Genomic DNA, 18860 nt, shown 5'->3' on the forward strand with positions numbered 1-18860 from the left:
CAAGCCGCTGGCTGCAGACTGTACTACTTACTCGGCATCAGCCACCGGTGCAGCTTCAACCGGAGCAGCAGCAGGCGCTTCGTCGTTCAGCACGGCCTTGATCGACAGGCGCACGCGGCCCTTTTCGTCTTGTTCCAGTGCCTTCACGCGTACAACCTGGCCTTCCTTCAGGTAGTCGCTGACGTTCTTGATGCGCTCGTTGGCGATCTGGCTGATGTGTACCAGGCCGTCACGGCCCGGCATGATCGAGACGATGGCGCCGACGTTGTTGTCCAGAATCTTGACGACCGGGCCTTCGTAGATCTTGCCGATTTCGACTTCGGCAGTGATCTCGCTGATGCGGCGCTTGGCTTCATCAGCACCTTCGGACGAAACCGAAGCGATGGTGATGGTGCCATCTTCCTGGATGTCGATCTGCGTGCCGGTTTCTTCGGTCAGCGCGCGGATCACCGAACCACCCTTGCCGATCACGTCACGGATTTTCTCCGGGTTGATCTTCATGGTGTAGAGGCGCGGCGCGTGTTGCGACACTTCGGTGGAAGCGCCAGCCACTTCGGATTTCATGATTTCCAGGATGTGCAGACGGCCCGACTTGGCCTGGTCCAGCGCAACCTTCATGATTTCCTTGGTGATGCCGTCGATCTTGATGTCCATCTGCAGTGCGGTGATACCACCATCGGTACCGGCCACCTTGAAGTCCATGTCACCCAGGTGATCTTCGTCACCCAAGATGTCGGTCAGCACCGCAAAGCGGTTGCCTTCCTTGATCAGGCCCATGGCGATACCCGCCACGTGGTTCTTCAGCGGCACGCCGGCATCCAGCAGTGCCAGGCAGCCACCACACACCGATGCCATCGACGACGAGCCGTTGGATTCGGTGATTTCGGAAACCACGCGCATCGAGTACGCAAAGTCTTCCTGGCTGGGCAGCACGGCGATCAGTGCGCGCTTGGCCAGACGGCCGTGGCCGATTTCGCGGCGCTTCGGCGTACCAACGCGGCCAGTTTCACCGGTGGAGTACGGCGGGAAGTTGTAATGCAGCATGAAGCGGTCGGTGTATTCGCCGGCCAGTGCATCGATCTTCTGTTCGTCCAGCTTGGTGCCGAGGGTGGCCACCACCAGGCCCTGTGTTTCACCACGGGTGAACAAGGACGAACCGTGCGTGCGCGGCAGCACGCCGGTACGGATCTTGATCGGGCGCACGGTGCGGGTGTCGCGGCCGTCGATACGCGGGAACCCGTCTAGGATCTGGTTACGCACGATCTTGGCTTCCATGTCATGGAAGATGCCACGGATCTTGTTGGCGGTCAGCGTATCGGTTTCTTCGGTGATCAGTGCTGCCTTGACCTTGGCCCAGGCTTCATTGATCTTGACGGTGCGTGCCTGCTTTTGCGGAATGCGGAATGCCTGGGCGATATCATCACCCGAGATACCGGCAATCTGTGCTTCCAGCGCTTCATCGCGGGTCGGCTCGGCCCAGTCGAACAGCTCCGGGTTCACTTCGTCGGCGAGTTCGTTGATGGCGCTGATGACTTTCTGCAGTTCGTCGTGACCGAACACCACGGCGCCCAGCATGATTTCTTCCGACAGCTCTTGTGCTTCGGATTCGACCATCAGTACAGCCTTTTCGGTACCGGCAACCACGAGGTCCAGCTGGCTGGTCTTCAGCTCATCCTTGGACGGGTTCAGCAGGTACTGGCCGTTGGCGTAACCGACGCGGGCAGCGCCGATCGGGCCGGAGAACGGCACGCCAGCGATCGACAGCGCAGCAGAGGCGCCGATCATGGCAGGGATATCGGAATCGATTTGCGGATCAAGGCTGAGTACGGTAGCGATGATCTGGATTTCGTTGAAGAAGCCTTCCGGGAACAGCGGGCGGATCGGGCGATCGATCAGGCGGCTGGTGAGAATTTCCTTCTCGGACGGACGGCCTTCACGCTTGAAGAAGCCACCGGGGATTTTACCGGCAGCGTAAGTCCGCTCTTGGTAATCAACCGTGAGCGGGAAGAAATCCTGGCCAGGCTTCACGCCCTTGGCGGCAACAACGGTTACCAGCACGACGGTGTCGTCCATCGACACGACGACGGCACCGGAGGCCTGACGGGCGATTTCGCCCGTTTCCAGCGTTACGGTGTGCTTGCCGTACTGGAACGATTTCGAGATTTTATTGAACACTAGAGTTTCCTTTGCGTGCACCCGGTGCCAAGAGTGCGAAGGGATATGAATGCAATCATTACGACGCGGCCACGTCGCCGGCTTCGGCACAACAACCCGGACCTGCCGCCGAAGCCTGTTTGGGCTGGGGCCGGGAAAAATCATGGTGCAGGTTTTTGCCGGAACGGGGAGATCACCGCAAAACCCGCTTTTCAGACCGGACGGCCTGAAAACAAAAAAGTCGCAGTACGGTGACTGCGACTCTCTTGATAGCTGCCTTACTTGCGCAGGCCCAGCTTGGCGATCAGATCGCGGTAGCTGTCGGCGTTGGTGCGCTTGAGGTAATCCAGCAGGCGACGACGACGCGACACCATCTTCAGCAGACCACGACGCGAGTGGTGATCCTTGGCGTTAGCCTTGAAGTGGGGGGTCAGGTCATTGATACGGGCGGTCAGCAGTGCAACTTGCACTTCCGGGGAACCGGTATCGCCTTCGGCGCGTTGGTACGATTTGACGATGCCAGCTTTCTGGTCAACGGTAACAGCCATTTCTGAAACTCCGATTTGATGATTGATGAGCCTTGCCTGTCGATCAACAGGGACTCGTCGAGCCAACGCCAGCCGAAACCGGCACTGACTCCCCTCGCCTGCCCGCTTCCCTATTCAGGAAAATGGGCCAGCAGTCGTTTGGGCCGCAGCACACCATCGGATGCCACTTCGCCCAAACCGATGAACCGCGCATTATCCGTGTTTATCGGGTAGCCGTAAAGGCGGATGTTCTCGGCGGCATTCCAGCCCTGCCCATCCGCGATCGGCATGCCGTGCAGGATGCGGTCGGTTTGCGCGGCATCGAGCGCCAGGTGCGGCAGATCGGTAACAAGGCTGTCCACCGGCAGCAGCGTGGCTTCACGCGCCGGCAAGTCCATTTCGATCAGCGCATCCAGCGGCACCGCATCTTCCAGCCGGAAACCTGCGGTGCGGGTTCGGATCAGGCCGGCCAGATAGGCGCCGCAACCGAGCGCCTTGCCCAGGTCATCGGCCAGCACGCGGATGTAAGTGCCCTTGGAGCACAGCACATCGACCACCAGTGTGATGCCATCGAAGCTGACGAGATCCAGTTCATAGAAAGTGATCTGGCGCAGCTGGCGTTCGATCTCCACGCCCTGGCGTGCATATTCATACAGCGCCTTGCCCTGGAACTTCAGCGCCGAGTGCATCGGCGGCATTTGCTCGTACGCGCCCAGGAACGATGCCAGCACTGCCTTCAGGCGGGCTTCATCGCAATCGACATCGCCACTGCGGGTGATCTCGCCCTCGCCATCGAGCGTACTGGACACCTCGCCCAGGCGGATGGTGGCACGGTAGCCCTTGTCGGCATCCAGCATGCGCTGCGAAAACTTGGTGGCCTCGCCAAAGCACAGCGGCAACAGGCCGGTGGCAAACGGATCGAGCACGCCGGTATGGCCGGCTTTTTCAGCCGACAGCAGCCAGCGCGCCTTCTGTAGCGCATTGTTGCTGGAAATGCCAAACGGTTTGTCGAGCAGCATCACGCCGTCGATCTTGCGCTTGGCCATCAGGCATTGCCCTCGTCGTCCAGCGCCTGGCTGCTGACCGCTTGCTGGATCAGGTTATCCAGATGCATGCCGTTTTCGACCGAATGGTCATAAACGAAATGCAGCTCGGGCATCTTGAACAACTTGAAACCCTTGGACAGCGCGCTGCGCAGGAAGCCCTTGGCATTTTCCAGCTTGACGCCGATGGCCACCGTATCCTCGGGCGTGCCGAGGAAAGTGTAAAAAATCTTGGCGTGCGAGTAATCACGCGTGACTTCCACATCGGTCACGGTGATCAGCGATGCCTTGGGGTGATCCAGCTCCGCGCGGATCAGCTCGGCCACATCGCGCTGCAATTGCTGGGCGATGCGGTCGGAGCGGGTGAAATTCTTGGCCATGTCATGCCCTCTTTAACGTGTATTGCAACATCCCGGCCGAAGCCATTGCGTGCCGGCCAGAAAAGGCAAAAGGCGGTTGCCCGCCTTTGCCTGTGTACAGCCCGGAAATACCGGCCTGAACGGGTTCCACCTGCCACACCGGGAGGTGCGACTGGCGGTGGACCGGTTCTTACAGCGTACGCGCCACTTCGATGATCTCGAAGACCTCGAGCTGATCGCCTTCCTGGATGTCGTTGTAGTTCTTGATCTGCAGACCGCACTCGTAGCCAGCCTTGACTTCCTTGACGTCGTCCTTGAAACGCTTGAGCGTTTCCAGCTCGCCCTGGTGCACCACGACATGGTTGCGCAGCAGGCGTACACCCGCACCACGCTTGACCGTACCGTCGAGCACGTAACAACCGGCGATCGAACCCACCTTGGACACCACGAACACCTGGCGGATTTCCACGAGACCGATGATCTGTTCGCGTTTTTCCGGTGCCAGCATGCCGGTCAGTGCGGCGCGCACATCGTCCACAACGTCATAGATGATGTTGTAGTAACGGATGTCGACGCCTTCGGCTTCGGCCAGCTTGCGTGCGGCCGCATCGGCGCGCACGTTGAAGCCAACCACCACCGCCTTGGACGCCAGCGCCAGGTTGATGTCCGATTCCGAGATGCCGCCCACGCCCGAGTGCAGGATCTGCACGCGCACTTCGCTGGTGGAAAGCTTGAGCAGACTGCCGCTGAGTGCTTCCAGCGAGCCCTGCACATCGCTCTTGATGATGATGGGCAGGTTCTGCACTTCGCCCTCGGCCATCGCCGCGAACATGTTTTCCAGCTTGGAAGCCTGCTGCTTGGCAAACTTCACGTCACGGAACTTGCCTTGACGGAACAGGGCAATTTCACGCGCCTTCTTCTCGTCGCCCAGCACCATCACGTCGACACCGGCTGCCGGTACTTCGGACAGGCCCAGGATTTCGACCGGGATGGACGGGCCGGCTTCGCTGATCTGCTTGCCGTTTTCGTCCAGCATGGCACGCACGCGGCCATACACGCTGCCGGCCAGCACCACGTCGCCCTTCTTGAGGGTACCGGATTGCACCAGCATGGAAGCCACTGCACCACGGCCCTTGTCCAGACGGGCTTCGATGATGATGCCCTTGGCAGGGGTATCGATCGGCGCGGTCAGCTCCAGCACTTCGGCCTGCAGCAGGATCGCGTCGAGCAGACCGTCGATATTGGTGCCCTGCTTGGCAGAGACTTCAACGAACTGCGTATCGCCACCCCAGTCTTCCGGCACCACTTCCTGTGCCACCAGTTCCTGGCGGATACGCTCGGCGTTGGCACCCTGCTTGTCGATCTTGTTGACCGCAACGACGATGGGTACACCGGCCGCCTTGGCGTGGTGGATCGCTTCGATCGTTTGCGGCATCACGCCATCGTCAGCCGCCACCACCAGCACCACGATGTCGGTCGCGCTGGCACCACGTGCACGCATGGCGGTAAACGCCTCGTGGCCCGGGGTGTCGAGGAAGGTGATCATGCCCTTGTCGGTTTCCACGTGGTACGCACCGATGTGCTGGGTAATGCCACCGGCTTCGCCTGCGGCAACCTTGGCACGACGGATGTAGTCCAGCAGCGAAGTCTTGCCGTGGTCAACGTGACCCATGACGGTAACGACCGGCGCACGCGAAACCTGCAGGTGTTCTTCGCCCTTGGCTTCGTCAACCAGATAGGTATCCGGATCATCGAGCTTGGCGGCAACCGGGGCATGGCCCATTTCTTCGACGACGATCATCGCCGTTTCCTGGTCCAGAACCTGGTTGATGGTCACCATCATGCCCATCTTCATCAGGGCCTTGACGACTTCCACGCCCTTGACGGCCATCTTGTGCGCCAGATCGGACACGGAAATGGTTTCCGGTACGTCAACGGTATGCACGATTTTTTCAGTCGGGGTCTGGAAACCGTGCGCGTTGTCGCTATCGGTGCTCTTGTTGTGCTTGCCGCTGCCCTTCTTGGATTTCCAGCCACCGGTACCGGTGTCGCCACCGCGGGTCTTGAGGCCGGCACCGCCCTTCTTGCCGCGGGTGTCTTCCCAGTTGCCGCGCTTGTCGCCGTCTTTCTTCTTGTCGCCCGGCTTCGGGGCAGCAGTGGTGGAAGACGGCGTTGCCGCAGCGGCAGGCGCTGCAGTCTTTGCAACAGCCACCACCGGTTCCGGCTTGACCGGCTCCGGCGCGTGCATCGGGGTTTCCTTCGGCTTGCGCAGCTCTACACGCATGCCGATACGCGGGCGATCACCACTGACCGAAGGCACTGGCGACGGGGCCGGTGCAGCAACGGGTGCAGGGGTGGGTACCGGCGCAGCAGCTGCCGGGGTGCTGGCAGCAGCAGCCGGTGCCGGCGTGGCGACAGGCGTAGCAGCGACCGGGGTAACCACCTCGGCAGCAACAGCTTCAGCCACCGGCGCAACGGCAACGGCTTCATCTTCCCTGGCCGGCGCAGTACGCTGTTCCTGCTTGGCGCGCATTTCTGCCGCCTGGCGCTCACGCAGCGCATTGCTGCGCTGGGCATCCGCATCACGCGCGGTACGCTCGGCATCGCTCAAGGCCACCGGCGCGACTGCAGGCTCTGCAGCACGCACGATTTCTGCTGGCGCCTCGGCCGGCAGCACGCGCTTCTTGCGTGTTTCAACGGTGATGGTCTTGGCACGGCCGGTGGAATCGGTCTTCTTGATTTCCGACGTCTGCTTGCGTGTCAGCGTGATCTTCGGCTTGTCGGCCGCAGCACCATGCTTGTGTTTCAGGTGATCGAGCAGACGCGCCTTGTCGTCTGCAGTCACCGGGTCCGATTCACCTTGCTTGGCCACACCGGCCGCACGCAACTGCTCAAGCAGTTCTTGCGGCGGCATTTTCAGCTCAGCGGCAAATCGACTGACGTTTAGTTCACTCATGCATTTCTCCCAGCCCTCTACGAGCAATTACGCGAACCAATGCTCGCGGGCCTTCAGAATCAGTTGCTTGGCAGACTCGTCATCAATGTTGGTGATTTCGGTCAGCTCGTCCACGGCGAGTTCAGCCAACTCGTCGCGGGTGTGGATATCTTTCTCAGCCAGCGCGGCAGCAATTTCCGCTGTCATGCCTTCGAGATTTTTCAAGTCTTCAGCCTGGTGCTCAAGTTTTTCTTCGCGCACGATCGCCTGCGTCAGCAGGGCATCACGGGCACGCGAGCGCAATTCGTTGACGGTATCTTCGTCAAAACCTTCGATCTCGAGCATTTCCGCCAGCGGCACGTAGGCCACTTCTTCCAGCGTATTGAAGCCTTCCTGCACCAATACGTCGGCGACGTCTTCATCCACATCCAACGCTTGCACGAAGAGTTCGCGGATCTTGGTGAACTCTTCTTCGTGTTTCTCTTCAGCTTGCTCAACGGTCATGATGTTGAGCTTCCAGCCGGTCAGCTCGGCAGCGAGCTTCACGTTCTGGCCGCCACGGCCGATGGCCATGGCCAGGTTGTCTTCATCAACGACCACATCCATGCTGTGGTTGTCTTCATCCACGATGATGGAATTGACTTCGGCCGGGCTCAGCGCGCCGATAACGAACTGCGCCGGATCCGGCGACCACAGAATGATGTCGACACGCTCGCCGGCCAGCTCGTTGGTGACCGCGTTCACGCGGGTGCCGCGCACGCCGATGCAGGTGCCTTGCGGGTCTACGCGCTGGTCGTTCGACTTGACAGCGATCTTGGCGCGGGCGCCGGCATCACGGGCCACGCCCTTGAGCTCGATCAGGCCGTTTTCGATTTCCGGCACTTCCAGCTCGAACAGCTTGGCCATGAATTCCGGCGTGGTACGCGACAGCACCAGCATCGGGCCACGGCCCAGGCGGTCGATACGCAGCAGGAATGCCCGCACGCGGTCGCCCACGCGCAGGTTTTCCTTCGGGATCATCTGGTCGCGCGGCAGCACGGCTTCGAGCTTGCCGATCTCGATGATGGCATTGCCACGCTCGATACGCTTGATGCTGCCCGACACGATGTGCTCGCGGCGCTGCAGGAAATCATTCAGGTTCTGTTCACGCTCGGCATCGCGGATCTTCTGCAGGATGACCTGCTTGGCGGTCTGCGCACCGATACGGCCGAATTCGATCGGCTCCAGTTCTTCTTCCCAGGTTTCCCCGAGTTGCAGATCCTTGTCGTAGTCCGGCGCATCGGTGATGGCGATCTGGCGGCTGGGTTCTTCGTGGTCGTTGTCTTCCACTACGGTCCAGACGCGGAACGAACGATAGTCGCCGGTATCACGGTCGATATCGACGCGGATATCCACTTCGTCTTCGTAACGCTTCTTGGTCGCCGAAGCGAGGGCCATTTCCAACGCGGTGAACACCACGTCTTTCTCTACATTTTTCTCACGTGCCAGCGCATCGACCAGCAACAGGATTTCACGGCTCATTGTCTTCTACACCTTCAGCAAAAGCTCGCAAACGCGTTTTCTAAAATTCAAAACTGCGGCTCGAGCCGCACCTTGTCTATCTGTGCCAGCGGCAGCGCCAGGCGCTCGCCATCGGCATCCACGACGACCGAACCGTCTTCCAGCCCGATCAGCGTGCCTGTAAATCGTTTCCGCTTGTCCGGCAGGGGCAAACGCAGCTTCACCTTGACGAGCTGCCCTGCGAAACGCGCAAAGTCTTCCGGTTTCCTGATCGGCCGATCCAGACCCGGCGACGACACTTCCAAGCGTTCGTAGGCGATATTCTCTACCATGAACAAACGCGTGAAATGGTTACTGACCGTCACACAGTCTTCCACGGTGATGCCGCCCGGCTTATCGATAAACAACCGAACCAAACCGTTTTGCGCCAACTCCAGATCAACCAGCTCGTAGCCGAGACCGGGCAGCGTGGACTCCAGCACGTCTTGCAGATTGGGCATACTTTCCTTTCAACAAACGCCACAAACAAAAAATGGGCTGCAAAACTGCGCCCATTTCAAAAAGGACTCCCCTGTTCATACCGCTTTATAGGGAATAGCCCCGATTCTAACAGAAACAACCACTTGGCGAAACTAGGGGCGCTCACCGCTTGAGCGATGTAGCTGACCTCACTACAGTTACAGATTAACTACCAGGAGACTGTGCAATGGATCGACCGTGGTTCGAGAGCTACCCCGAGGGCATTCCGCAACAAGTGGATGTGCATGAATTCGGCTCCATCCCCGAGGTGATCGCGCGCACCGTCGAGCGCTTTCCCGATCGCGATGCCTTCATCAACATGGGGCGCGCGATCAGCTATGCCGAGATGGACCGGCTATCCAATGCATTTGCCGCCTACCTGCAACACGATCTGAAGCTGGCGCGCGGCGCCCGCGTGGCGCTGATGATGCCCAATCTGCTGCAGTATCCGATCGCGCTCTTTGGCGTGCTGAAAGCCGGCATGGTGGTGGTGAACGTCAACCCGCTGTACACGCCGCGCGAGCTGGGCCACCAGTTGAAGGATGCCGGTGCCGAAGCGATCGTGATCCTCGCCAACTTTGCGCACACGCTGGAAAAAGTGACGGCCGAAGAAAAAGTCAGCCTCAAGCGCGTGATCGTCACCGAGATCGGCGATCTGCTGGGTTTCCCCAAGCGCTTGCTGATCAATGCAGCGGTCAAGTACATCAAGAAGATGGTCCCTGCGTATGTGCTGCCGGGTCATGTGAATTTCAACAGCACCATCGCCAGTGGCGAGCAGCTGCAGCTGACCCCGATTGCCCTCACCCACGACGACATCGCCTTCCTGCAATACACCGGTGGCACCACCGGCGTGGCCAAGGGCGCGATGCTCACGCATGGCAATATCGTCGCCAACATGCAGCAGGCGCATGCGTGGATCAAGGATGCGGTGGACGAAGGCCGCGAGATGATCATCACCGCGCTGCCGCTGTACCATATCTTTTCGCTGACCGCGAACGGCATGGTGTTCACCAAGATCGGCGCCACCAACCTGCTGATCACCAACCCGCGTGACATTGCCGGCTTCGTGAAGGAGATCGGCAAGTACCCGGTCACCTGCATGACCGGTGTGAACACGCTGTTCAATGCGCTGACCAACAACGCCGACTTTGCGAAGCTGGACTTCAAGCGCTGGAAGCTGGCGCTGGGCGGCGGCATGGCGGTGCAGCACGCGGTGGCGGACAAATGGAAACACATCACCGGCGTGCCGCTGGTGGAAGCCTACGGGCTGACCGAAACATCGCCAGCGGCGATGATCAACCCGATGACGCTGAAGGAATACAACGGCATGATCGGCCTGCCCATCCCCAGCACCGACGCGGAGATCCGCAGCGACAGCGGCGAGGTACTGCCGGCCGGCAGCGCAGGCGAGTTGTTCATCAAGGGCCCGCAGGTGATGAAGGGCTACTGGCAGCGCCCGGATGAAACCGCCAAGGTACTGGGTGCCGACGGCTTTCTGGCTACCGGCGATGTGGCGGTGATGTCGCCCACCGGCTTCTTCCGCATCGCGGACCGCAAGAAGGACATGGTGCTGGTATCGGGCTTCAACGTGTACCCCAATGAGGTGGAAGACGTGGTGGCCGAGCATCCGGGCGTACTGGAAGTGGCGTGCATCGGCGTGCCGGACGAGAAATCCGGCGAGGCAGTGAAGGTGTTCATCGTGAAGAAAGACCCCAAACTGACCGAACAGGACGTGATTGCCTTTGCCCGCGAACGCCTGACCAATTACAAGGTGCCACGGCTGGTTGAGTTCAGAGACCAATTACCCAAATCAAATGTGGGTAAAATCCTGCGCAGGGAACTTAGGCCCCACTAATAACCAGAGAATATCGCCATGAACCTGTTGCCGTTTTTCAAACTGATGGCCGATCACAAGGCATCCGACCTGTTCTTGTCCGCACAGTCGCCGGTCATCATCAAGATAGGCGGCAACTGCCGGCCGGTGAATAGCCAGGTGCTGAACGCGGAGCATGTGCAGCAGCTGGTGTACCAGTTGATGAGCCCGCAGCAGATTGCGGATTTCGAGCGCGAGCTGGAATCGAACTTCGCCATCTCGGTACCCAGCGTGGGGCGTTACCGGATCAACGTGTTCCGCGCGCGCGGCGCGGTGGCCATGGTGGCGCGCTACATCCGCGTCGATCCGCCATCGATTGCCGAGCTGCGCATGCCGGAGGTGCTGCAGGAGCTGGTGATGCAGAAGCACGGCATCATCTTGCTGGTGGGCGCCACGGGTTCGGGCAAGAGCTCGACCATGGCGGCCATGCTCAACTACCGCAATGAGCACCACGCCGGGCACATCCTCACGCTGGAAGACCCGATCGAATTCATGCACCCGCACAAGAAATCGCTGTTCAACCAGCGCGAGGTGGGTATCGATACCAAGACCTACGGCGATGCACTGAAGAACGCGATGCGGGAGGCTCCCAACGTGCTGATGATCGGCGAAATCCGCGATCACGAAACCATGCTGCATGCGATGCAGTACGCGCAGGCCGGCCACCTGTGCCTGTCGACGTTGCACGCCAACAACAGTTATCACTCGATGAGCCGTATCGTGAACTTCTTCCCGCAGGATGCGCGCGAATCGCTGCTGTACGACTTGTCGACTTCGCTGAAGGCCATCATTTCGCAGCGGCTGGTGAAAACCGACGATGGCCGCGTGGTACCGGCAGTGGAAGTGATGCTGAACACGCCACGCGTGGCGGAACTGATCCGCAACGGGCAACTGTCCGAGATCAAGGAAGCGATGGAGCAATCGCTGACCGATGGCTCGGTCACCTTCGAGCAAGCATTGTTCCGGCTGTACAGTGCGGGCGAAATCAACCTGGACGAAGCGCTGCACAACGCCGATTCGGCCACCAACCTGTCGTGGATGATCAATAACGCCAACGCGGGCGAAGATGCGCCGATCCCGGTGCGCCCCAAGAACGCCGATTCCATCCTTGCCCCCAGGCAGGAAGTAGTGGAAGACGCCAACCTCAATTTCGACATCAACCTGCATTGAGCCGGAAAGGCGCAGCCTTTCCGACAGCAGGATGCCCCCCCGCCAGGGCCGCAGACGCGGCCCGCTGCATTTGCAACGAGGACACCCATGAAGCTTTACGGCATACCCAACTGCGATACCGTCAAGAAAGCCCGCAGCTGGCTCGCGGACGCCAATATCGGCTACGAATGGCACGATTTCAAGAAACAGGGCGTGACGTCCGAGCTACTGGGCGGCTGGGCAGCGCAGGTGGGCTGGGAAAAGCTCGTCAACAAGGCCGGCACCACCTGGCGCAAGCTGGACGATGCCACCAAGGCGGGCGTGGTCGATACCGACAGCGCCATTGCGTTGATGATGGCCCAGCCATCTGTAATCAAGCGCCCGGTGCTTGACAGCAATGGTACGATTTCCGTGGGATTCTCTACCGAACGCTACGAGGCTTTGCTGAAATAATGGCTGTTGAACTGAACGACGACCCCACGCTGGCGCTGACCATCCAGTTGCTGAAACAGGCATCCGTGACACCGGATGACGCCAACTGCCAGCAGATCATGGCGGCCAGGCTGGCCAAGCTGGGCTTCAAGATCGAGCCGATGCGCTTTGGCGACGTGGACAACCTGTGGGCGCGGCTGGGAGACAGCGGCCCGGTGCTGATGTTTGCCGGCCATACCGACGTGGTGCCCACCGGCCCGCTGGACCGCTGGCATTCCGATCCGTTCAAGCCTGACCTGCGCGACGGCCACCTGTTTGGTCGCGGCGCAGCGGACATGAAGGCATCGCTGGCAGCCTTCGTGACTGCCTGCGAGGCATTCGTCGCGAGGCATCCGCAGCCCAAGGGCTCGATTGCGTTCCTGATCACCTCGGATGAAGAAGGCCCGGCGCATGACGGCACGGTAAAAGTAGTCGAGGCGCTGAAAGCGCGTGGCGAAGCCATCGATTACTGCATCGTGGGTGAGCCCACCAGCGCCGAGGTATTCGGCGATACCATCAAGAACGGTCGTCGTGGTTCGCTGTCCGGCCATCTGTCGGTACACGGCGTGCAGGGCCATATTGCCTATCCGCATCTGGCGAAAAACCCGATTCACCTGCTGGCGCCTGCCCTGGCCGAGCTGGCAAACACCGAGTGGGACAAGGGCAATGCCTACTTCCCGCCCACCACTTGGCAGGTATCGAACATCCATGGCGGCACCGGCGCCACCAATGTGATTCCGGGCACGGTGGAAGTGCTGTTCAACTTCCGCTTCAGCACCGAAAACACCGCGGACACGCTGAAGGCCAAGGTGCACGCACTGCTGGATGCGCATGGCTTTGAATATGAGATCAACTGGTCGCTGTCGGGCGAACCATTCCTGACTGGCGAAGGCGAACTCACCCAGGCGATCAAGGCTGCGGTGAAAGATGTGACCGGTAGTGAACCACAATTGAACACCACCGGCGGCACCTCCGACGGGCGCTTCATCGCCAAGCATTGCGCACAGGTGGTGGAGTTCGGGCCGATCAACAAGACCATCCACAAGCTCAACGAGTGCGTGGCAGTGGAAGATGTGCCCAAGCTGGCACAGGTTTACCTGGGCGTGCTGGAACGGCTGATTGCCTGATAATCCACTCGCTTACCCGCTGTTCTACCGGCTAATAGAGAACGCCAGCAAACCAACATCAATCTGTCTGGCGCCCCGGTGCCAGCGCTCTCTTCCTTCACAGGCAGCATGTCAGATGACATGCCTGCCCACAGCGTCCCAAATATTCATGGAAGAGAAATGGGATGCGGCACCCGCCAAGCCTCATCCTCAACGATATTGCTCCATGTTGTCCCCTCTTTAGAGAACGACTTTGAACATGCCTGCACTTCAGGCCCCTCGGCATCAGCGAAAAGAATGCCAAGGAAAAACTTGCAAGTTTCGTCATCAAAATGATAAAAAGCCAGCGGAAATTAACCAAGTAAACCTAATGGGATAACAGAAATGAGGGCTCTGGCTGCTGTACGAATTTCATTACTAGCAATGGCATTTACCCTGACAGCCTGCGGTGGTGGAGGTGGAAGCAATGGTGCGTCTGGTGGCGCTACTTCAAACGGCAATGCGTTGATCTTTTCCCCGCCCACACTGGATGTTGATATCCCTTTTGCTGGGCCTGAGAACAGCAAAGAAGTAACTGTATCGGCAACTGCCTCCGGCGCTATCGACGGCGATGTATATGTGAAGGTCACGGAGCCCACTGGCACCTTCAAACCCAACATCAGCGTTCGCGTAAACAATCGCAATATAACAGCAACGCTGGTCACCATCGCTAACCTGCCAACAGGCACGCGCAGTGGCAAAATCAAAGTGCAACTGTGCAGAGATTACGATTGCAAGAATGAATATCCAGGCTCGCCTTCCTATTTGCCTTTCAATGTAAGCAGCGCTTGGCGGCAACCGCAATTAAGCAGCTGGGCCGGCGTTGCAGATTGGGGGACCGAGCGCTATAACCAGGCACGTAATCCATTTGTTCCTGTCACGCTTGACCCTCAGCAATTTTCGCCCCGCTGGGAATGGCGTGGTCAGGATACATTCGCGCATTGGAGCCGCATCGCTATCGGTGGCGACAAAGTCATCATTACCGACAATTCGATGTACGGACTTTCACAGATTGCACTTAACGAAGGCGATGGACAGCAAGCATGGAAAAATCCCTTCACTGGTGTGGGGCTATCTGCAAGCAATGTACTGCCTGAAGTCAGCTCTCCAACCATCGAAAGCGGCAACATCTACTTCAAGGGCTTGTCCTCTTATTGGCAACAAGACTCAACCACAGGCATCATCAAGAACACGCCTTTATCTTCCGCATGGAGCGGCACCGCCACCGAGCCGATTTACGAAACGCTGAATGTGGAAAAAGGGGTTTTCTATGACTTTGCCCCCATATCGCAAAGCGTGCTTACCCAGCCAGATTACCCGGTAACACTGAGAGCCAGAGCCGTTTCCGGTGAGCTATGGCGCACCAGCTGGATATCAGCAGCAGCCAAGCGCCACATTGTGATCGGTAACAAAGGTATCTACATTTATTCCTGGTATGTAGACCATACCGATCTACGCATAATTGATAAAGCCAGCGGCACAATCCGTCAAACCATCGGAGATAACGTCATAAACACCAACCCCTCCGTCATTTACGGTGGTGCAGTGGTTGGCCCGGATGAGGGTGTGTACGTTGTCAGCAATTACAACAGGGGCGGTGTAAGCGGTAGCGATGGAACCCCACCAAACATAGCTCGTCTGGATCGGTTTGAGGAAGGCAAGGGCAAAATTTGGTCGGTTAACGGTACTTTCTGTGGCAAACCTACGGTCAGCGACGATCATGTCTATATTCTGGCATCTGACCGCTTGGAGGCGCGCCGTCTCAATGATGGTGGGCTGGACTGGAGCTGGCCGTTCCCGAAGGTTTATAACGAGGTTGGTTGCCCGGCTCCGAGTGATATATTGGTCACACGCAATCTGGCATTCCTGAATACGCGTGATGGTATCTACGCCGTTGACCTGACCACACACCAGAAAGCATGGGCTTTTGTTAACCCCATGGCCACTGGCGACCTGGCGCTTTCAGCCAACGGTGTGCTTTACTCAGTAGGCAGCGGCGATCCAAATTACCGTACGGCACGCATACGTGCGTTCAATGTGAAATGATCTGGCGCTAGAGTCCAGCTCGACTTTCCAGCCACCCATTGGATGCAAACAGCCCGGTCATAACCGGGCTGTTTGTTTATCACAGCAGCAGAGTGCCAGACTTACGGCGACCACACGTAGCCCAGCCCTACCCCATAGGTAAGCTGGTTGCGCGTGCCGCGCTGCGTGACGATGGGCGTGTTGGCTGCCGACCCCATCAGGTATTGGTCGAATACGCCGGCGCCGGCATACCAGTTGGGATGCAGCTGGTAAATGGCACCCAGCCAGCCGATCACCTGGTGTGCACCGCCGCTGGCAGCAAAACCCGGCAGGCCGCTGGCCTTGGCGCCTGCGGCATCGATACCGTAATAGGTATTCATGAAATCGCGGCTGGCCCAGCTGAACCCCGTCCCGGCCCCGATCAGGAAGCGCCGCGACAGGGGCAGCCAGCCAGTAGTGGACACATTGAGCCGCGCGCCATCATAGACCGAGCCGGCATTGGTCAAGACGTTGGCACCCACCCGCCATGTATACGGCACCTCGCCCGCGTTGATGTACTGATAGCCGACATAACCGCCGAATTCGATGGTGGTGTCGATCTCGGGCAAGGCATTGAGCACGGAATCGCTCAGATCGCTGCGGCCCAGCTTGAGGTTGACGGCAGGGCCCCATTGCAAACCCTGAAGGCCGCCGAAATTGTATTGCGCATACGGGCCATACCATTCGATCAATCGGCCTGACTCGGTGACGTAACGCACGCCCGGCACAACGCCCACCATCGTATCCTTGCAGCCGCTGCACTCGGTGGTCACGCCCACCGCAGCACCCACCAGATTGGGCAATTGCGGCAAATCCACCTGCGAGAACGCGGCGGAGAGGCTTCCCGCGCAAAAAATGGTAATCAGCACACGCTGAATCAGGCACGGCATGCCGTTTCTCCTGTAAAAACACGGTTGAATTTCAAAATTTCAGGATGCCCTGTGCCCAGAATCATCGCTGCATCGATATGCATATTGCTTGCCGCCCTGCTCATCTATTCAGGAATCAATGCCTATGACAGGCTGACATGGTTGCTGGAAGTTACACCAGTCCTGATTGCCACGCCCATACTCGCATACACCTATCGCGGTTTTCCGCTGACACCCTTGTTGTACAGCCTGATTGCACTGCATGCGGTGGTACTGATTTTTGGTGGTATGGATACCTATGCCCGCGTGCCGCTGGGATTCTGGATCCAGCATGTGTTCGATCTGTCACGCAACCCGTACGACAAGATCGGCCATTTCATGCAGGGCCTGGTGCCTGCGCTGGCCGCACGCGAAATCCTGTTGCGCCGTGGTTACCTGAGCAGCCGGGCGATGGCCGGCTTTCTATGCGTCTGCGTGGCCATGGCAATCAGCGCCTGCTACGAACTGGTTGAATGGTGGTCTGCACTGGCGCTGGGCCAGGGTGCGGATGAATTTCTCGGCACACAGGGCGATCCGTGGGACACGCAATCGGACATGTTCATGGCACTGATTGGCGCAACGCTGGGCACGGTGGGACTAGCATGCTGGCACGACAGGCAAATTGCCCGGTTGGAAAAACCGATTGCTGCCGCAGTCCGTTGATTGGCCTGGGAGCCACCAGCAACCCTGCACGCCGCCTGAAACGGTTCGGGTAGTCCCGGGGGCCGGCAGGCATCATGAGCGGCGGCAAACAGCGTTGCATCGCCCTGCGATCACCCGGATGGATTGCCGTCATCCACCCCGTAGCGCGCCGGCGTTTGCAGCTGCGCTGCGGCCTCTGCAGGCAACGCGTATGACAAGATGGTCTGTTCCCGCACCGGCAGCGCTTCGTTGATGGTTTCCACCGTCTGCAGCCGCTGCGGGGGCGATGCATGGCCCCAGTCGCGGCATACCCGGGCACGACGATCCTCGGGGCCCTCGTCTTCCGGGTACGATCTGGCCAGTACCGGCTTATCTTCACCGGGAACCTGCCTGATAGCGACAGTGGTACCAAGGTAGCGCAACAATTCGAGCGGGTTCATCGCAGCTAGGGCCTGCAGCAGTTACATTCACCGGGTGAGTATCGTGCATCTGCGGGCGTTCCGCGCTGCATTTTCTTGCCCAGCCCAGCCCCACAGCACAGGAAGCCCAGCACATGGCCCGGATTTACCAGTCTGCGACCCCCGGCGAAGCGCATTTGCGCGTTGCCATCGTGCCTGAGCGCGGCAGGGCTGACTTGCTGGTGCATCGTGTTGCCAGCCAGGGGCTCGCACATGGCGACGCGCTCTGGTTCATTACCCGTGACAGGCAGATGGCCAGCGCATGGGTTTACTTCACCAGCCCGGGCATGGCCGATCTCAATATCTGTTTTGTCGACAACTACAGCGAAGCGGGCTGGCTGAAGGAAAGCCGCTACAAGGGGCGTTTCGGCTAGCACCCGGCAATCACTCAGGCTGGCGCGGCAGGCAGCAGGATCACCGGCAACGCCGTAGTACCATGCAGTAGCGTGTCGAGCAACGGTTGCGCCGCACGGGCTTCACCGACGCTGCCATATGGCCCCACCGCCAGAATGGCACTCTGCCCATCCCATTGGTCGACCACCATGATGACGCGCCAGGCCACATGCAATGGCGCCAGTAATGCTGCAGCCTGCTCGGCGCTGGCTGCATCCGCAAACCGTCCCACCTGCAATGCATACTGCCCCTTTGCGGGCAAATCTGGCGGCAACAGGATGGCCGAGGCCGCAATAGCTTTGGCTGCGGGCCGGGCAGGCGCTGACGCGCTGGCGCTGGCAGCTTTACCGGCGCCTGCCCCTTTGCTGGCTGCAGCGCCCGAAGCAACGGCAACAACGGATGCGGCCATCTTCGCCTGCCCGGTCAGCTGCGCAAGGTAGCCTGCCAGCCCGGTTTTGGCCGATGCAGGCATGGCAACGCCAAGCACGAGCATCGATGCGCCAAACACCAGCACCAGCAAGATCAAGCCGAATTTCATCAAGACAACGACCCTCTCGTCAGCCCGAGCGCCCCGGCCACCAAACCGGAGCGGTCAATTGGGCCTGCCCGTATCCACATGGCATGCATACTAATATCGAATACCGGACAAAACCAGACCATGAAACTTCTGCGTGACTCTGTCAGCTAACCGCGCCATTCCCGCTAACGACCTGTGCATCT

The 18860-nt window shown here is 59.4% G+C and carries 17 protein-coding genes; 7 read left to right on the forward strand and 10 right to left on the reverse strand.

Features of this window, described 5'->3' with window-relative positions:
• Positions 1-27: 27 nt before the first annotated feature.
• The 7 genes from pnp to rimP all read right to left on the reverse strand — a co-directional run bounded on the left by pnp (position 28) and on the right by rimP (position 9018).
• The gene (gene pnp / locus IGB42_RS01735) at positions 28-2175 is read right to left on the reverse strand and encodes a polyribonucleotide nucleotidyltransferase (protein WP_159665701.1); all 2148 of its coding nucleotides are present in this window, start codon (positions 2173-2175) and stop codon (positions 28-30) included.
• 257 nt (positions 2176-2432) lie between these two features.
• Positions 2433-2702, reverse strand: coding sequence for a 30S ribosomal protein S15 (gene rpsO, locus IGB42_RS01740; protein WP_084089147.1), 270 nt, complete (start codon positions 2700-2702; stop codon positions 2433-2435).
• 110 nt (positions 2703-2812) lie between these two features.
• The gene (gene truB, locus IGB42_RS01745) at positions 2813-3727 is read right to left on the reverse strand and encodes a tRNA pseudouridine(55) synthase TruB (protein ID WP_159665704.1); all 915 of its coding nucleotides are present in this window, start codon (positions 3725-3727) and stop codon (positions 2813-2815) included.
• Positions 3727-4104 carry a 30S ribosome-binding factor RbfA gene (rbfA, locus tag IGB42_RS01750; protein ID WP_159665707.1) on the reverse strand — a complete coding sequence of 126 codons (378 nt, stop codon included), beginning with the start codon at positions 4102-4104 and terminating at the stop codon, positions 3727-3729. The genes truB and rbfA overlap by 1 nt, the downstream gene beginning before the upstream one ends.
• 169 nt (positions 4105-4273) lie before the next feature.
• Complete coding sequence (gene infB, locus IGB42_RS01755) at positions 4274-7039, reverse strand: translation initiation factor IF-2 (RefSeq protein ID WP_159665710.1); 2766 nt, start codon at positions 7037-7039, stop codon at positions 4274-4276.
• Between the two features lie 27 nt (positions 7040-7066).
• Positions 7067-8539 carry a transcription termination factor NusA gene (gene nusA / locus IGB42_RS01760; protein ID WP_159665713.1) on the reverse strand — a complete coding sequence of 491 codons (1473 nt, stop codon included), beginning with the start codon at positions 8537-8539 and terminating at the stop codon, positions 7067-7069.
• A gap of 47 nt (positions 8540-8586) precedes the next feature.
• On the reverse strand, positions 8587-9018 hold the full coding sequence (rimP, locus tag IGB42_RS01765) for a ribosome maturation factor RimP (RefSeq protein WP_159665716.1): 432 nt from the start codon (positions 9016-9018) through the stop codon (positions 8587-8589).
• A gap of 206 nt (positions 9019-9224) precedes the next feature.
• Here rimP and IGB42_RS01770 point away from each other — a divergent pair, with 206 nt between their 5' ends.
• From IGB42_RS01770 to IGB42_RS01790, 5 genes are all read left to right on the forward strand, one after another.
• Positions 9225-10892 (forward strand): AMP-binding protein, encoded by a 1668-nt coding sequence (locus IGB42_RS01770; protein WP_159665718.1) that lies wholly within the window; start codon positions 9225-9227, stop codon positions 10890-10892.
• Between the two features lie 18 nt (positions 10893-10910).
• The gene (locus IGB42_RS01775; protein ID WP_159665720.1) at positions 10911-12080 is read left to right on the forward strand and encodes a PilT/PilU family type 4a pilus ATPase; all 1170 of its coding nucleotides are present in this window, start codon (positions 10911-10913) and stop codon (positions 12078-12080) included.
• An 87-nt stretch (positions 12081-12167) separates the two neighbouring features.
• Positions 12168-12512 (forward strand): ArsC family reductase, encoded by a 345-nt coding sequence (locus IGB42_RS01780; RefSeq protein ID WP_159665722.1) that lies wholly within the window; start codon positions 12168-12170, stop codon positions 12510-12512.
• A gap of 11 nt (positions 12513-12523) precedes the next feature.
• Positions 12524-13657 carry a succinyl-diaminopimelate desuccinylase gene (gene dapE / locus IGB42_RS01785; RefSeq protein WP_201799800.1) on the forward strand — a complete coding sequence of 378 codons (1134 nt, stop codon included), beginning with the start codon at positions 12524-12526 and terminating at the stop codon, positions 13655-13657.
• 363 nt (positions 13658-14020) lie between these two features.
• The gene (locus tag IGB42_RS01790; RefSeq protein ID WP_159665726.1) at positions 14021-15721 is read left to right on the forward strand and encodes a hypothetical protein; all 1701 of its coding nucleotides are present in this window, start codon (positions 14021-14023) and stop codon (positions 15719-15721) included.
• 101 nt (positions 15722-15822) lie between these two features.
• Here the strand turns inward: IGB42_RS01790 and IGB42_RS01795 are convergent, their stop codons facing one another.
• Positions 15823-16629: a MipA/OmpV family protein gene (locus tag IGB42_RS01795; protein WP_159665728.1), complete on the reverse strand. Its 807-nt coding sequence runs from the start codon at positions 16627-16629 to the stop codon at positions 15823-15825.
• 141 nt (positions 16630-16770) lie between these two features.
• Between IGB42_RS01795 and IGB42_RS01800 the strand changes: the two genes are divergently transcribed.
• A complete protein-coding gene (locus IGB42_RS01800; RefSeq protein WP_236822461.1) occupies positions 16771-17310 on the forward strand; it encodes a DUF2238 domain-containing protein in 540 nt (179 codons plus the stop codon).
• 110 nt (positions 17311-17420) lie between these two features.
• On the opposite strand, the gene IGB42_RS01805 is transcribed toward IGB42_RS01800, so the two are convergent.
• Positions 17421-17729 (reverse strand): hypothetical protein, encoded by a 309-nt coding sequence (locus IGB42_RS01805; protein ID WP_159665733.1) that lies wholly within the window; start codon positions 17727-17729, stop codon positions 17421-17423.
• A gap of 113 nt (positions 17730-17842) precedes the next feature.
• On the opposite strand from IGB42_RS01805, the gene IGB42_RS01810 reads away from it, so the two are divergent.
• On the forward strand, positions 17843-18121 hold the full coding sequence (locus tag IGB42_RS01810; RefSeq protein WP_159665736.1) for a DUF6150 family protein: 279 nt from the start codon (positions 17843-17845) through the stop codon (positions 18119-18121).
• A gap of 14 nt (positions 18122-18135) precedes the next feature.
• Here IGB42_RS01810 and IGB42_RS01815 read toward each other — a convergent pair whose 3' ends face one another.
• Positions 18136-18678, reverse strand: a complete 543-nt coding sequence (locus tag IGB42_RS01815; RefSeq protein ID WP_159665739.1) for an SPOR domain-containing protein — start codon at positions 18676-18678, stop codon at positions 18136-18138.
• Positions 18679-18860: the final 182 nt, after the last annotated feature.

The sequence above is a fragment of the Andreprevotia sp. IGB-42 genome (genome assembly GCF_009848685.1).
Classification (GTDB): Bacteria; Pseudomonadota; Gammaproteobacteria; order Burkholderiales; family Chitinibacteraceae; genus Andreprevotia.

What these genes read in the sequence shown, in the direction of transcription:
- rbfA (WP_159665707.1), bottom strand. Translation starts at nt 4,104, where the DNA reads ATGGCCAAGAATTTCACCCGCTCCGACCGCATCGCCCAGCAATTGCAG.
- IGB42_RS01775 (WP_159665720.1), top strand. Translation starts at nt 10,911, where the DNA reads ATGAACCTGTTGCCGTTTTTCAAACTGATGGCCGATCACAAGGCATCC.
- IGB42_RS01810 (WP_159665736.1), top strand. Translation starts at nt 17,843, where the DNA reads ATGGCCCGGATTTACCAGTCTGCGACCCCCGGCGAAGCGCATTTGCGC.
- truB (WP_159665704.1), bottom strand. Translation starts at nt 3,727, where the DNA reads ATGGCCAAGCGCAAGATCGACGGCGTGATGCTGCTCGACAAACCGTTT.
- nusA (WP_159665713.1), bottom strand. Translation starts at nt 8,539, where the DNA reads ATGAGCCGTGAAATCCTGTTGCTGGTCGATGCGCTGGCACGTGAGAAA.
- rpsO (WP_084089147.1), bottom strand. Translation starts at nt 2,702, where the DNA reads ATGGCTGTTACCGTTGACCAGAAAGCTGGCATCGTCAAATCGTACCAA.
- IGB42_RS01815 (WP_159665739.1), bottom strand. Translation starts at nt 18,678, where the DNA reads ATGAAATTCGGCTTGATCTTGCTGGTGCTGGTGTTTGGCGCATCGATG.
- IGB42_RS01770 (WP_159665718.1), top strand. Translation starts at nt 9,225, where the DNA reads ATGGATCGACCGTGGTTCGAGAGCTACCCCGAGGGCATTCCGCAACAA.
- IGB42_RS01805 (WP_159665733.1), bottom strand. Translation starts at nt 17,729, where the DNA reads ATGAACCCGCTCGAATTGTTGCGCTACCTTGGTACCACTGTCGCTATC.
- infB (WP_159665710.1), bottom strand. Translation starts at nt 7,039, where the DNA reads ATGAGTGAACTAAACGTCAGTCGATTTGCCGCTGAGCTGAAAATGCCG.
- IGB42_RS01790 (WP_159665726.1), top strand. Translation starts at nt 14,021, where the DNA reads ATGAGGGCTCTGGCTGCTGTACGAATTTCATTACTAGCAATGGCATTT.
- rimP (WP_159665716.1), bottom strand. Translation starts at nt 9,018, where the DNA reads ATGCCCAATCTGCAAGACGTGCTGGAGTCCACGCTGCCCGGTCTCGGC.
- IGB42_RS01780 (WP_159665722.1), top strand. Translation starts at nt 12,168, where the DNA reads ATGAAGCTTTACGGCATACCCAACTGCGATACCGTCAAGAAAGCCCGC.
- IGB42_RS01795 (WP_159665728.1), bottom strand. Translation starts at nt 16,629, where the DNA reads ATGCCGTGCCTGATTCAGCGTGTGCTGATTACCATTTTTTGCGCGGGA.